Consider the following 14375-nt stretch of genomic DNA (forward strand, 5'->3'; position numbering starts at 1 on the left):
CAGCTTGCACAAAGGACGAACGTCGTAAAAATTGCTGATCGGCGGCAGCCCGATCGCGCGCTAGTCGGCGCTACATGCGGAAGTGCTCGCCGAGGTACACGCGGCGGACGCTTTCGTTTTCGATGATGTCGCTCGGGGCGCCGGCGGCGAGCACCGTTCCGTCGCTGATGATGTAGGCGTGATCGCAGATGCCGAGCGTCTCGCGGACATTGTGGTCGGTAATGAGCACGCCGATGTTGCGCTGCTTGAGGAATTTCACGATCTTCTGAATTTCCAGCACCGCGATCGGATCGACGCCCGCAAACGGTTCGTCGAGCAGGATGAAGCTTGGGCTCGTCGCCAGCGCCCGAGCAATTTCGACGCGCCGTCGCTCGCCGCCCGACAACGACAGTGCAGGGTTTTCACGCAGATGAGCGATTTGCAACTCGTCGAGCAGCGCTTCCGTGCGCGCGTCGATAGCGGACTTGGCAAGCCGCTTGCCGTTTTCGCCCGTTTGCAGCTCGAGCACCGCGCGGATGTTCTGTTCGACCGACAGTTTGCGGAAGACGGACGCTTCCTGAGGCAGATACGAGAGGCCGAGCGCGGCGCGCTTGTGGATCGGCAGCAGGCTGATCGAGCTGCCGTCGAGCACGATTTCCCCCGCGTCGAGCGGCACGAGGCCTACGATCATGTAGAACGAAGTCGTCTTGCCTGCGCCGTTCGGGCCCAGCAGGCCCACCACTTCGCCGCTCTTGACGTCGAGCGAGACGTCCTTGACGACGGTGCGCGAGCCGTAGCGTTTGCGCAGGTTACGTACGACGAGCGAGCTGTCCGCGCGCGTCGCGGCGCGGTCGTCGGCGCCGCTGGGCGCGGCCGCATGGCTGGAAAGCGGGTTCACTGCTGTGGCGTTCCTTGAATTCCGGTGGCCGGTGCGAGCGTGGCCGGTGCGCCGTCGAGCGGCGCAGGCGCGCCATTGCGCGGCGCGAGCGTGGCGCGCACGCGCCCGCCGGGGTTGCCCGGCCCGGCCACATCCTTGCCGGCCCTGGCCGTGTAGAAATCTTTCTGACCGTCGTAGGTGATGACGCTGCCGTGGACCTGGTCCATCACCGTCGAGAGGCCCTGCAGGCGGCGCACGGTCGCATTCGTCGTCAGCGTCGTCAAGTCCTGCTTGCCGTCGTAGTCGATGCGCTCAGCCGTGCCGTCGATGTACTCGTCCACGCCGTCGCGCTTCTGCCGGAAATAGGCAAGGCCGTGCCCGGTCATCGTGCCCGTGGCGTATTGGTAGCCTTGCGGATCCTGCCTGACTTCGACGCGGTCGGCCTTGATGATGATGGTGCCTTTCGTGGCGACGACGTGCCCCGTGAAGATGTTGATCTGCTTCAGGTCGTCGTACGTCATGGTGTCCGCTTCGAGGTTGAGCGGCTTGTCGCGATCGGCGCGTTCCGCGTGCGCCGGCCCGCCGATGCATGTCAGCGCGGCAAGCAGGGCCACGGCCAATGCGCGTATACGCCGATGCCCGGAAAGGAAGAGCAATTCGTTCATGCAGTCACGCTACGTTGAATCACCAGGGGGCTGCTCATTTCGACCCGCCGCCCGACATCTCGGACGCGGCGATCGCGCCGCGCACGTTGCCGAAGAGCTGCATCACCCGGGTGACGTTGTTGTAATTCATCGCGCTGGCCGTCATGACCGACTGGCCGCGCCGCAGTTTAACCGGCTTTTCCGTCTCGATCACATCGTCGTTCACAAGCACGCGAAAGTGCGACGAGTCGGCCTGCATCTCGGGGTCTCCCGCGCCGGCCGCGCGCAAGATGCGTGCATTGTCGTAGAGATCGACGATCGAGACATCCGCGTTGACCTTGCCGCGATCGCCTGTGGCCGTGACCACGGGCTTGCCCGGCTGGAAAGCTCGGATGGCGGGGCGCGTGAGGTCGCTTTGCTCGTCGTCCTCGTAATGCACCATCTTCACGGCCGTCAGGCGGTACTGCGTCGTGCCGGATTGATCAAGTTCCGACACCGAAAAATTGTCGGCGAAGTAATCGGGCGTGTGCGTCTTGGTCGATTCGGTGCCGTTCGACACAGGGGGGCGCGTGGCTTGCAGCAGCCAGTACGTGCCGCCCGCGAGGGCCGCCATCGCGACGAGCGAGAGCAGCGAGGTGAAGCGGGAGACGTTCATGCGTCCGGCACTCCGCAGGCCGCCGCCAGCATGGCGTCATAGTGCTGCTGCGCGCGCAGGATCGCGTCGCAGACCTCGCGCACCGCGCCGTGTCCGCCGCGCGCTTTCGCCACCCAGTGCGCGCGTGCGATTACCTCCGGGTGGGCATTGGCCGGTGCCGCAGCGAAGCCGCAGCGGGTCATGACGGGCAGATCGGGCCAATCGTCGCCCATGTAGCCGCACGCCTCGGCGCTCACGCACGTCTCGCGCAACAGTTGCGAGAATACGGCTGTTTTGTCCTCCGCGCCTTGATGCAGATGCGTGATGCGCATCTCCTCGGCACGCCGCGCGACGATTTCCGAGCGCCGCCCGGTGATGATCGCCGTTACGATGCCTGCTTCGCGCAAGAGCTTCACCCCGTGACCGTCGAGCGAATTGAACGACTTCATGCGGTCGCCCTCCGCCGTGAAGAGCAGGCTGCCGTCGGTCAGCACGCCGTCGACGTCGAAAATCATCAGTCGCACGCGGCGCGCGCGTTCGCCAGCCGTCATGGGCGCTGCAACCATCAAATCACCTTCTTCGAGAACAGGTCATGCATATTGAGTGCGCCGATCAGCGTGCCCGCGTCGTCCACGACCAGCATCTGATTGATCCGGTGCCGCTCCATCAGTTCGACCGCTTCCACGGCCAGGTGGTCCGCGCCGATCGTGCGCGGCGCGCGCGTCATCACCTCGGCGATCGGCAGATCGCGAAAGTCGCCCGTGCGCTCCAGCACGCGCCGCAAGTCGCCGTCGGTGAAAATGCCCGCGACGCGGTTGCTGTCGTCGACGATCGCCGTCATCCCCATGCGCTTGGCCGTCAGTTGGAAGAGTGCATCGCGCACCGTGGCCGTCGTCGCCACCTTCGGCATCTGCTCGCCCGTGCGCATGACGTCGCGCACATAGGTGAGCAGGCGACGGCCGAGGGCGCCGCCCGGGTGCGAGCGCGCGAAATCGTCCGCGCCGAACCCGCGCGCGTCGAGCACCGCCACGGCCAGTGCGTCGCCGAGCGCGAGCGCGGCCGTTGTGCTGGCCGTCGGGGCGAGGTTGAGCGGGCAGGCCTCCTTCTCGACGCCGGCATCGAGGTGCACGTCCGAGAGTTTGGCGAGACTCGATTCGGGCCGGCCCGTCATCGCGATCAGCTTGGCGCCGATCCGTTTGACGAGCGGCAGGATCGCCACGAGTTCTTCCGATTCGCCCGAATTCGACAACGCGATGAAGACGTCGTCCGCGGCCACCATGCCGAGATCGCCATGGCTCGCTTCCGCCGGATGCACGAAGAACGCCGGGGTACCGGTGCTCGCGAGCGTGGCGGCGAGCTTGCGCGCGACATGGCCCGATTTTCCGATGCCAGAGACGACCACGCGGCCGCGGCAGCCGAGCAGCAGATCCACCGCTGCGACGAAGCTCGCGTCGATGCGCTCGCGAAGGGCGCGCACGGCGTCGGCTTCGATGTCGAGCACATCCCGGGCGAGCGCCAGCGCCCGGTCGCCATTGATTTTCGCTATCATTCGCTGAGTATAACAAAGGCGTTCGCGCGAGCCTGTGCCCGCCACCCTCGGTGCGACGGCCGGCGAGCCGCCGGGCGGGCGGCCCGGCCGATGCCTCCGGCGCCTTTCTCGCAACCCCGACGCGCGGCGCTTACCCGCAGATCAACGAGGACGCTTCGCACGTGATATCCCCCCTCGAGATGACGCTCCTGCTGCTGCTCGCATCGGTGGCGGGTGTCGTGCTCTTTCGTTACCTGAACTTGCCGCCGATGCTCGGCTACCTGTCGGTCGGCATCCTCGTCGGGCCGCATGCGCTCGGCATCGCCCCCAGTTCGGAGCGCGCGCAGAACTTGGCCGAGTTCGGCGTCGTGTTTCTGATGTTCTCGATCGGGCTCGAGTTCTCGCTCGCCAAGCTGCGCGCCATGAAGCGGCTCGTCTTCGGGCTCGGACTGCTGCAGGTGATCGGCACCATCGCCGTGGCGCTGCTGCTCGGCCTCGCGTTCGAGCGCTGGATGCACGTGCCGTGGCAAGGCTGCATCGCGCTCGGCGGCGCGCTCGCGATGTCGTCGACGGCCATCGTCAGCAAGATGCTCGCCGAGCGGCTCGAGATAGAAACCGAGCATGGACGCAACATTTTCGGCGTGCTGCTGTTCCAGGATCTGGCCGTCGTGCCGCTGCTGATCGTGATCGCGGCGTTCGGCGGCGATTCGCGCGATCTGGCGGCCACGCTCGGCATGGCGGCACTGAAAATCGTCGTCGCGCTGGCGGTGCTGCTCATCGTCGGGCAGCGGCTCATGACGCGCTGGTTCAATGTGGTCGCGCGCCGCCGCTCGCAGGAGCTCTTCGTCCTGAACCTTCTGCTCGTTACGCTTGGCGCGGCCTACATCACGGAAAAGTTCGGCCTGTCGCTTGCGCTCGGGGCTTTCATCGCGGGCATGCTGATCGCCGAAACGCCGTACCGCCATCAGGTCGAGGAGGACATCAAGCCCTTTCGCGACGTGTTGCTCGGGCTTTTCTTCGTGACCACGGGCATGCTGCTCGATCCGCGCGTGCTCATCGAGCATCCGCTGATGGTGCTCGCGTTCCTGCTCGGCCCCGTCCTCTTCAAGGCCATCACGATCACGGGCTTGACCAGGGCATTCGGCGCGACGCCCGGCGTGGCGATGCGCACGGGGCTGGGCCTCGCTCAGGCGGGCGAGTTCGGCTTCGTGTTGCTCAATCTGATCGGAGACAAGCACCTCGTCGATCCGACCCTGCTCCAGGCGATTCTCGCGTCGATGCTGCTCTCCATGCTGGCCGCGCCGCTCATCATCCAGAATGCGGATCGCATCGTGCTGCGGCTGTCGTCCACGGAATGGATGCAGCAGGCGCTGCAGATGACGCGGATCGCGACGCAAAGCCTGCGCCAGCAGGCGCACGTCATCATCTGCGGCTACGGCCGCTCGGGCCAGAACCTCGCGCGCATGCTCGAGCATGAGGGCCTGTCGTATGTCGCGCTCGATCTCGATCCCGACCGCGTCAGCGCGGCGGCCTCGGCCGGCGAATCGGTCGTGTTCGGCGACGCCGCGCGACGCGAGTCGCTCGTCGCGGCCGGCATCCACCGCGCGGCGGCGCTCGCCATCACCTATGCGAACACGCCGTCGGCACTGCGCGTGTTGCACAATGTGCACGAATTGGAACCCGCGCTGCCCGTGATCGTGCGCACCGTCGACGATGCCGACCTCGAAAAGCTGCTTGCGGCCGGCGCGACCGAGGTGATCCCCGAGATCGTCGAGGGCAGCCTGATGCTCGCGTCGCACACGCTCGTGCTGATGGGTGTGCCGATGCGGCGGGTCGTGCGGCGTGTGGAGGAGTTGCGCGATGCGCGCTACAGCCTGCTGCGCGGCTATTTCCACGGCGCCGACGATCTGGGCGACGACGACGGCCACGACCAGGTCCGGCTACAATCGGTGCCGGTCGACGGCAACGCCGAGGCCGTCGGCCGCACGATCGAGGAGCTGGGCCTCGCCGAGCTCGGCGTGGAAGTGACGGCGATCCGCCGGCATGGAATCCGCGGCGTGCAGCCGGGGCCGGAAACCAAGCTGCGCGCCGCCGACATCGTCGTGCTGCGCGGCTTGCCCGAGGCGCTCGCGCTTGCCGAGGAGCGCCTCGCCAGGAGCCGCCGGGCCGGGGCCGCCACGGCTTAGCCGCGGCATATCGGCCCGCCGCCCGACGTTATTGATCGACAGGCTCGCCGCGCGCGGGCCCCCTTCGGAGAAGCCCCCATGTCTTTCGAGCCCGCGGATGTGCCGCACGACGCGGCCGCGTTCATCAAGAGCCAGGTCCGCACCGTTCCCGACTGGCCGGTGCCGGGCGTTCAGTTTCGCGACATTACGCCGCTGCTGCAGCGGCCGAAGACGCTGCGCGTGCTGATCGACCTCTTCATCGAGCGCTACGTGGAAGCAAAGCTCGATTACATCGCGGGCCTCGACGCGCGCGGGTTCATCATCGCGCCGATCGTCGCCTACGAACTGAATCTGGGCTTCATTCCGATCCGCAAGATCGGCAAGCTCCCATACCGGACGGTGTCCGAATCGTATTCGCTCGAGTACGGCACCGCGACCGTCGAGATCCATGAAGACGCGTGCCGTGCGGGCGAGCGTGTCGTCATCGTCGACGATCTGATCGCCACGGGCGGCACGATGATGGCTGGCAAGAAGCTGCTCGAGCGGCTCGGCGCCGAGGTCGTGGAAGGCGCGGCCATCATCGACCTGCCCGATCTCGGCGGCTCGACACTGTTGCGCGGGAACGGTCTGCCGCTCTATACGATCGCCGAATTCGGCGGCCATTGACGCCCGAAGGTGACGGAATCCCGAACATGACGAACCACGCTGTGCTCTTCTTGCTGGCTTCGGCCGCGATCACGATCGCGCCCGGGCCCGACAATCTTCAGGTGATCGCGCGCGGCATCTCGCAGGGGCGGGCGGCGGGGCTCGTCGCCGCGCTCGGCTTCGCGGCCGGGGTGCTGTTCCATACCACGCTCGCGGCGCTCGGCGTGGCCGCGCTCCTGCGCGCCTCGCCGCTGGCGTTTCAGGTCGTCAAGGTCGCGGGCGGGGCCTACCTGATCTGGATCGGCGTGAAAGCGCTGCGAAGCCGTGGTTTGAGCGCCGCGCACGAGCGCCCGCCGCAGCCGCTCGTGACCGTGTTCCGGCAAAGCGTGGTGGGCAACATGCTCAATCCCAAGGTCACGCTTTTTTTCATCGTCTTCCTGCCCCAGTTCGTGGATGTGTCGTCGAAGACGAGCGTCGCGCTGCAGATGGTCGGCTTCGGCCTCCTGTTCATGCTGCAGACCGTGGCCATTTTTTCGGCATTCGGCCTTTGCGCGGGCGCGATCGGCTCGTGGCTGCGGCGGCGGCCTCGCATCGGCGTATGGCTCGACAGGCTCGCCGGCGCGACGTTCATCGCGCTCGGCCTGCGCGTCGCGCTGCGCGACTGATGCCGGCCGGCCGCACGATCGACGAACCGGAGACACCCAGATGAGTCTGCCCTGCATTACCGCCGCGCGCCGCTTCGACGAGCGCGCACATCGTCCGTTCTGGCTCGCGCGGCAAGCAGTCGGCTGGATCCGCGAGCGCGACCTTGCGCAGCTCGCGCGCTGGCCGGACGTATTCGTCATCGAGGCCGAACGCGTCGTGCTGGCGGAGCGCTTCGACGGCAACGTCGATACCCGCTCGGCGGCGCTCGCCGCCGTCGTCGGCGCGCTGGCGGCCGACGGCCTCATCCACGGCTGGCGCGACGAGATCTATGCGGTGCGCAACGCCTTCGACGATGCACCGCTTGCCTATATCGAGCGCGCGGCCGCCCGCTTCTTCGGCACGATGACTTACGCGGTGCACCTGAACGGCATCGTAAAATACGCGGATCGCGCACCGCAGCTCTGGATCGCCCGGCGCAGCGAAACGAAGGCGACGGACCCGGGCATGCTCGATAACGTCGTGGCCGGCGGCATCGCCTGGGGTTTCGGCATCGAGGCAACGCTCGTGAAGGAGTGCTGGGAAGAGGCGGGCATCGAGGCCGGTCTGGCGTCGCAGGCGCGGGCCGGGCGCCCTTTCCACGTGCTGCAATCGCTTCCCGAAGGTACGCAGGCCGAGCAGATATTCGTCTACGATCTGATGCTTCCGGAAGATTTCACGCCGCATAACCAGGACGGCGAAGTCGGCGAGCACCGGCTCGCGCGCATCGACGAGGTGGCGCGCTGGATCGAAGAAGGCGCGATGACCGTCGATGCGAGCCTCGCTACGCTCGAAACCATGCTCCGCCGTCGTTGGATCGACGAAGCGTCCTGCACGGGGATCGACGCGCTTTGGCAGCCGGCGGTGCCGGCACCGGTTTCGCGCGCTACCGAATAAAACGAAAGGAGTTTTCTGGTCATGTCGACCGAACACAGCTTTATCCTCAAACTGTCGTGCCCTGACCGGCCCGGTATCGTGCACGCGGTCTCCGGCTTTCTTTTCGAGCGCGGCAGCAACATCCTCGATTCCGCACAGTTCGGTGACAGTCACACGGGCGAGTTCTTCATGCGCGTGCATTTCCAGCAAGTCGGCGGCGATCCGGGCCTCGATGCGCTGCGTGACGTGTTCGCGCCGCTCGCCGAGCAGTTTTCGATGCGCTGGGAGATGCACGACGCGTCGGTGAAGCCGCGTGTCGTCATCATGGTCTCGAAGATCGGCCACTGCCTGAACGATCTGCTTTTCCGCTACCGTACGGGCCAATTGCCGATCGAGATTCCCGCGATCATCTCGAACCACAAGGATTTTTATCAGCTGGCGGCCGGCTACGACATTCCGTTCCACCACTTCGCGCTGACCGAGTCGAGTGCGGCGGCCAAGGCGGCGCAGGAGGCGCGCGTACTCGAGATCATCGAGCAAAGCGGTGCCGACCTCGTCGTGCTCGCGCGCTATATGCAGATTCTCTCGCCGGCGCTTTGTGCCAAGCTTCAAGGGCGCGCGATCAACATTCACCACTCGTTCTTGCCGAGCTTCAAGGGCGCAAAGCCGTATTACCAGGCGTTCGACCGCGGCGTGAAGCTCATCGGCGCGACTGCGCACTACGTGACGACCGATCTCGACGAAGGTCCGATCATCGAGCAGGAAGTCGAGCGCGTGGATCACAGCATGACGCCCGATCAGCTCACGGCAATCGGGCGCGACGTCGAATGCGTGACGCTCGCGCGTGCCGTGAAGTGGCACGTCGAGCACCGCATCGTGCTCAACGGCACGAAAACGGTGGTGTTCCGCTAGCGCCCGCGCGAGGCACGAGGCACGGGCCTGCGGGAGGCCCGAGGCGCAGGCCTCAGATCAACCGGAGGTAGATGAGTTCGCGCTTGATGTAGGCGTAGAAGATCGGGGCGGCAACGAGCCCCGGTATGCCGAACGCGGCTTCCATGACGAGCATGGCGAGCAGCAGTTCCCAGGCGCGGGCCTCGATCTGTCCGCCCACGATGCGCGCGTTCAGGAAGTATTCGAGCTTGTGGATCGCAATGAGAAAGACGAGCGAGGCCACGGCCGTCGGCAAGCTCACCGAGAGCGACACGGCGACGATCAGCGTGTTCGAGATCAGGTTGCCGATCACGGGCAGCAGGCCCGCGATGAACGTGATCATCACGAGCGTTTTCGAGAGCGGCAGGCGCTGGTGAAAGATCGGTAGCGCGATGAGCAGGTAAAGCGCCGTGAACACCGCGTTGATCGCCGAGATCTTGATCTGGGCGAACACGATGCGCCTGAATGCATCGGCAAAACGCGTGACGCGCATCGCGAACGCGCGGGCGAGCGGCAGGCGCTGAACGTGCCGCTCGGTCGTGATCGCGATCATGGCGCCGATGATCATGCCGAAAAGCACGTGACCGAAGCCGCGGGCGACGTTCTTGCCGCCCTGCTGCAACTGGTCCATGTGCGAATGCACGAGCATGCCGGCTTTTTCCTTCATTTGCGCCGCATCGACGGGCAGCATCGCCGAAATCCATTCGGGCGTGCGATTGCGCGCCTGCTCGACGATTTGCATGACCTGCCCGAGCAGGTTCTGGATGTTCGGCACGGCGTGCTGGAAGTGCTCGATGAGCCTGATCGCGAGGCTCGCGAGGCCGCCTACGACCACGCAGGCAAGCAGGACGACGGCCACCCAGCGGGCACGCTGGCTCGACATGTGGCGCTCGATTGCGGGCGCGATCATGTGCACGAGCTGAAAGACGAGCATGCCCGCGAGCAGTGCGCCGAGCAGCTTCAGATGCAGCACGGCCCACATGCCGGCGAGCGCGGCCGCATAGCTGCAGATCTCGACGGCGGAAAAGCGCGGCAGGCTCATGTCGCTCGTCAGCCGCACGGGCCTTGGCGGCTGCCCCCGGACGGGTGGTTCTTGCTGTGCTTCGGTACGCTTGACCATGACGCCTATTGTCTCCAGCCGGTTGCTCGGCGGAGCTCCATTCTTGTGCTATGCAGCACGAACCGCCGCTTCAGCGGCGCTCGAGCAGCGGCGCAAGGTATTTCCCCGTGAAGCTCGCCTTTGCCTTTGCAATCTGTTCGGGCGTGCCTTGCGCGATGATCTGGCCGCCGCCCGCGCCGCCTTCCGGACCGAGGTCGATCACCCAGTCGGCGGTTTTGATTACATCGAGATTATGCTCGATGATCACGACCGTATTGCCATGATCGCGTAACCGGTGGATGACTTCGAGCAACAGTGCGATGTCATGAAAGTGCAATCCGGTGGTCGGCTCGTCCAGTATATAGAGCGTTCTGCCGGTGTCGCGTTTCGACAGTTCGAGCGAAAGCTTGACGCGCTGGGCCTCGCCGCCCGAAAGCGTCGTGGCCGACTGGCCGAGCCGGATGTAGCCGAGGCCCACATCGAGCAGCGTCTTGAGCTTGCGGGATATGACAGGTACGGCGTTGAAAAATTCATGCGCCTGCTCGACGGTCATGTCGAGCACCTCGCTGATGTTCTTGCCCTTGTATTGGATGTCGAGCGTTTCGCGGTTGTAGCGTTTTCCGTGGCAGACGTCGCAAGGCACGTAGACATCGGGCAGGAAATGCATTTCGACTTTGAGCACGCCGTCGCCCTGGCAGGACTCGCAGCGGCCGCCCTTCACGTTGAACGAGAAGCGGCCGGGGTCGTAGCCGCGCTCCTTCGCCGCCGGCACGCCCGCGAAGAGTTCGCGGATCGGCGTGAAGAGCCCCGTATAGGTGGCCGGGTTCGAGCGCGGCGTGCGGCCGATCGGCGATTGATCGACGTTGATGACCTTGTCGAAGTGTTCGAGGCCCTCGATCGACTCGTAGGGGGCCGGCTCCGCCGACGAGCCGTAAAGGTGCTGCGCCACGGCGTTGTAGAGCGTGTCGTTGATGAGCGTGGACTTGCCCGAGCCCGAGACGCCCGTCACGCAGGTGAGCAGGCCGACCGGCAGGTCCAGCGTGACGCGCTTCAGATTGTTGCCGTGCGCCTCGACAATGCGCAGCCGCCGGTCTTCCGGATCCTTGCGCTCGTCGGGGAACTGGATGCGCAGCGCACCGGCGAGGTAGCGGCCCGTGAGCGACGCCGGATCCGCTTCGACCTGGGGCGGCGTGCCCTGGGCGATGATCATGCCGCCGTGCTCGCCGGCACCGGGGCCCATGTCGACGATGTAGTCCGCCATGCGGATCATGTCCTCGTCGTGTTCGACGACGATGACGGAGTTGCCGAGATCGCGCAGGTGCTTGAGCGTGGCGATGAGGCGGTCGTTGTCGCGCTGATGCAGGCCGATCGAGGGCTCGTCGAGCACGTACATGACGCCCGTGAGCCCCGAGCCGATCTGCGAGGCGAGCCGGATGCGCTGGGCCTCGCCGCCCGAGAGGGTATCCGCGCTGCGCTCGAGCGAGAGGTAGTCGAGCCCGACGTTGTTGAGGAACATGAGCCGGGCGACGATTTCCTTCACGACCTTCTCGCCGATCTCGCGCTTGGCGCCTTCGAGGATCAGCGTCTGAAAGTAGCCGAGTGCGTCGCGCAGGGGCCATGCGCTGACCTCGAAGATCGCGCGCGCGTTCTCGCCCGCGCCGAGCCGCACGAAACGCGCTTCGCGGCGCAGCCGCGAGCCGTCGCACGAGGGGCAGGGCTGATTGTTCTGATATTTGGCGAGCTCTTCGCGCACCGCGGCCGAATCGGTTTCGCGATAGCGTCGCTCGAGATTGGGAATGATGCCTTCGAACACGTGCTCGCGCACGGTGGTGCGGCCGCGCTCGTTGATGTAGGAGAACGGGATCGTTTCCTTGCCCGAGCCGAGCAGGATCAGCTTCTTGATCTTCTCCGGCAGGTCCTCGAACGGCGTATCGATGTCGAAGTCGTAATAGGCCGCCAGGCTTTGCAGCATCTGGAAGTAGAACTGATTGCGGCGGTCCCAGCCCTTGACGGCGCCGGCGGCGAGCGAGATCGACGGGTGCGCGACGACGCGCTTCGGATCGAAGAACGTGATCTGGCCGAGCCCGTCGCAATCGGGGCAGGCGCCCATCGGGTTGTTGAACGAGAAGAGGCGTGGCTCGAGCTCGGACAGCGAATAGGAGCACACGGGGCACGCGAATTTCGAGCTGAAGAGGTGCTCGTGCCCGGTGTCCATCTCGAGTGCGACGGCGCGGCCGTCGGCCAGACGCAGCGCGGTTTCGAACGATTCGGCCAGACGCTGCTTCACGTCGGGGCGCACCTTCAGGCGGTCGACCACCACGTCGATCGAATGCTTGTCGTTCTTCTTGAGCTTGGGCAGCGACTCGACATCGCAGATCTGCGCCGTGCCTTCGTTGGCGGCGCCGCCGCCCGAGCGGATCCGAAAGCGGATGAAGCCCTGGGCCTGCATCTGCTCGAAGAGTTCCGCATGTTCCCCCTTGCGGTTCGCGACCACGGGCGCGAGGATCATGAGCTTCGTGTCCTCGGGCAGCGCGAGCACCGTGTCGACCATCTGCGAGACGCTTTGCGCTTCGAGCGCGATGTCGTGATCGGGGCAGTAGGGCGTGCCCACGCGCGCGTAGAGCAGGCGCAGGTAGTCGTGAATCTCGGTGACGGTGCCGACGGTCGAGCGCGGATTGTGCGAGGTGGCCTTTTGCTCGATCGAGATCGCGGGCGAGAGGCCTTCGATCAGATCGACGTCGGGCTTCTCCATCAACTGCAGGAACTGGCGCGCGTAGGCCGACAGGCTCTCGACGTAGCGGCGCTGCCCTTCGGCGTAAAGCGTGTCGAACGCGAGCGACGATTTGCCGGAGCCCGACAACCCCGTGATGACGATGAGCTGGTGGCGCGGCAGGTCGAGATTGACGTTTTTCAGGTTGTGGGTGCGAGCCCCACGAATGCGAATCTGTTCCATGAACCTGACGGGAGAAGAGGGGGCCAGGGGTGCCAAACCTGCTACTATAACGACTTTTCCAGACCGCCGTTACGGCGACCTTACAGCGCGCGGCAGGCGTGAACGGCGTCGCTACGGTCCAATCTGAGACCCTGGCCTCCCCGCGATGTCGAACCCCTCCGTCACTTCTTCCCGCATGAGCGCGCCGGAAATGCGCGCAACCGTCTCGCTCGCGAGCATATTCGCGCTGCGCATGCTCGGTCTGTTCATGATCATGCCGGTCTTCTCCGTGTACGCGAAGACGATCCCGGGCGGCGACAACGTACTGCTCGTCGGTATTGCGCTCGGCGCGTACGGCGTGACGCAGTCGATGCTTTATATCTTCTACGGGTGGGCCTCCGACAAGCTCGGGCGCAAGCCGGTGATCGCGACAGGACTTGCCATTTTCGCGCTCGGCAGCTTCGTGGCGGCTGCCGGCCATTCGATGACGTGGATCATCGCCGGGCGCGTGATTCAGGGCATGGGCGCCGTTTCGTCGGCCGTCATCGCTTTCATTGCCGATCTGACTACCGACGAGCACCGGACCAAAGCGATGGCGATGGTGGGGGGCAGTATCGGGGTGTCGTTCGCGGTGGCGATCGTGGGCGCGCCGATCGTCTTCCATTGGGTGGGCATGAACGGGCTTTTTGCGCTCGTCGGCGCGCTGTCGATCGCGGCGATCGGCATCGTGCTCTGGGTGGTGCCGGATGCGCCGAAGCCCGTGCACGTGCGGGCCCCGTTTGCGGAGGTGTTGCACAACGTCGAGCTGTTGCGGCTCAATTTCGGCGTGCTCGTGCTGCATGCCACGCAAACGGCCCTCTTTCTCGTCGTGCCGCGCATTCTCGAGGCGGCCGGGTTGCCGGTGGCGTCGCACTGGAAGGTTTATCTGCCCGTGATGGGCTTGTCGTTCGTGATGATGGTGCCGGCGATCATCGCGGCGGAGAAGCGCGGGAAAATGAAGCCCGTATTGCTTGGCGCGATCGCGGCTATCCTGATCGGCCAGTTGTTGTTGGGCGCGGCGCCACATACCATTCTGACGGTGGCGGCGATTCTCTTCGTGTACTTCCTCGGCTTCAACATTCTCGAGGCGTCGCAGCCGTCGCTCGTGTCGAAGCTGGCTCCCGGAACGCGCAAGGGCGCGGCCGCGGGCGTGTACAACACCACGCAATCGATCGGGCTCGCACTCGGCGGCGTGGCCGGCGGCTGGCTCGTGAAGCTGGCGGGCCAGAATGCCGTGTTCTTTGCGTGTTCCGGCCTCGTTTTGGCCTGGCTTATAATCGCCGCCAATATGAAGCCGCCGCGCAAGGCTTGAGCGCATACGCATCGCAGCCGGGGCGCTCGCCCGC

Annotated in this window: 13 protein-coding genes; 6 read left to right on the top strand and 7 right to left on the bottom strand. The window is 65.6% G+C overall.

Annotated elements, in window-relative coordinates:
* Positions 1–70: 70 nt before the first annotated feature.
* The 5 genes from lptB to kdsD all read right to left on the bottom strand — a co-directional run bounded on the left by lptB (position 71) and on the right by kdsD (position 3683).
* The gene (lptB, locus tag U0034_RS12180) at positions 71–787 is read right to left on the bottom strand and encodes an LPS export ABC transporter ATP-binding protein (protein WP_085228104.1); all 717 of its coding nucleotides are present in this window, start codon (positions 785–787) and stop codon (positions 71–73) included.
* A gap of 86 nt (positions 788–873) precedes the next feature.
* Positions 874–1521 carry a lipopolysaccharide transport periplasmic protein LptA gene (gene lptA, locus U0034_RS12185; RefSeq protein ID WP_085227861.1) on the bottom strand — a complete coding sequence of 216 codons (648 nt, stop codon included), beginning with the start codon at positions 1519–1521 and terminating at the stop codon, positions 874–876.
* 34 nt (positions 1522–1555) lie between these two features.
* Entirely contained in the window at positions 1556–2155 is a 600-nt protein-coding gene (gene lptC, locus U0034_RS12190; protein ID WP_085227862.1) for an LPS export ABC transporter periplasmic protein LptC, read from the bottom strand.
* A complete protein-coding gene (locus U0034_RS12195) occupies positions 2152–2700 on the bottom strand; it encodes a KdsC family phosphatase (protein ID WP_085227863.1) in 549 nt (182 codons plus the stop codon). Before U0034_RS12195 ends, lptC begins: the two co-directional genes overlap by 4 nt.
* Positions 2700–3683, bottom strand: a complete 984-nt coding sequence (kdsD, locus tag U0034_RS12200; protein ID WP_085227864.1) for an arabinose 5-phosphate isomerase KdsD — start codon at positions 3681–3683, stop codon at positions 2700–2702. Before kdsD ends, U0034_RS12195 begins: the two co-directional genes overlap by 1 nt.
* Before the next feature lie 161 nt (positions 3684–3844).
* Here kdsD and U0034_RS12205 point away from each other — a divergent pair, with 161 nt between their 5' ends.
* The 5 genes from U0034_RS12205 to purU all read left to right on the top strand — a co-directional run bounded on the left by U0034_RS12205 (position 3845) and on the right by purU (position 8941).
* Positions 3845–5848: a monovalent cation:proton antiporter family protein gene (locus tag U0034_RS12205; protein ID WP_085228105.1), complete on the top strand. Its 2004-nt coding sequence runs from the start codon at positions 3845–3847 to the stop codon at positions 5846–5848.
* Between the two features lie 78 nt (positions 5849–5926).
* On the top strand, positions 5927–6493 hold the full coding sequence (locus U0034_RS12210; RefSeq protein ID WP_085227865.1) for an adenine phosphoribosyltransferase: 567 nt from the start codon (positions 5927–5929) through the stop codon (positions 6491–6493).
* 26 nt (positions 6494–6519) lie between these two features.
* On the top strand, positions 6520–7137 hold the full coding sequence (locus U0034_RS12215) for a LysE family translocator (protein WP_085227866.1): 618 nt from the start codon (positions 6520–6522) through the stop codon (positions 7135–7137).
* Between the two features lie 40 nt (positions 7138–7177).
* Positions 7178–8050: an NUDIX hydrolase gene (locus tag U0034_RS12220; protein ID WP_085227867.1), complete on the top strand. Its 873-nt coding sequence runs from the start codon at positions 7178–7180 to the stop codon at positions 8048–8050.
* 21 nt (positions 8051–8071) lie between these two features.
* Complete coding sequence (purU, locus tag U0034_RS12225) at positions 8072–8941, top strand: formyltetrahydrofolate deformylase (RefSeq protein WP_085227868.1); 870 nt, start codon at positions 8072–8074, stop codon at positions 8939–8941.
* Positions 8942–8993: 52 nt separating this feature from the next.
* Here purU and U0034_RS12230 read toward each other — a convergent pair whose 3' ends face one another.
* Positions 8994–10079: an AI-2E family transporter gene (locus U0034_RS12230; protein WP_085227869.1), complete on the bottom strand. Its 1086-nt coding sequence runs from the start codon at positions 10077–10079 to the stop codon at positions 8994–8996.
* A gap of 70 nt (positions 10080–10149) precedes the next feature.
* A complete protein-coding gene (gene uvrA, locus U0034_RS12235; RefSeq protein WP_085227870.1) occupies positions 10150–13011 on the bottom strand; it encodes an excinuclease ABC subunit UvrA in 2862 nt (953 codons plus the stop codon).
* A gap of 145 nt (positions 13012–13156) precedes the next feature.
* On the opposite strand from uvrA, the gene U0034_RS12240 reads away from it, so the two are divergent.
* Complete coding sequence (locus U0034_RS12240) at positions 13157–14341, top strand: MFS transporter (protein ID WP_102622979.1); 1185 nt, start codon at positions 13157–13159, stop codon at positions 14339–14341.
* The last annotated feature ends 34 nt before the right edge of the window (positions 14342–14375 follow it).

The organism is Trinickia caryophylli (assembly GCF_034424545.1).
In the GTDB taxonomy this organism is placed as follows: Bacteria; Pseudomonadota; Gammaproteobacteria; order Burkholderiales; family Burkholderiaceae; genus Trinickia; species Trinickia caryophylli.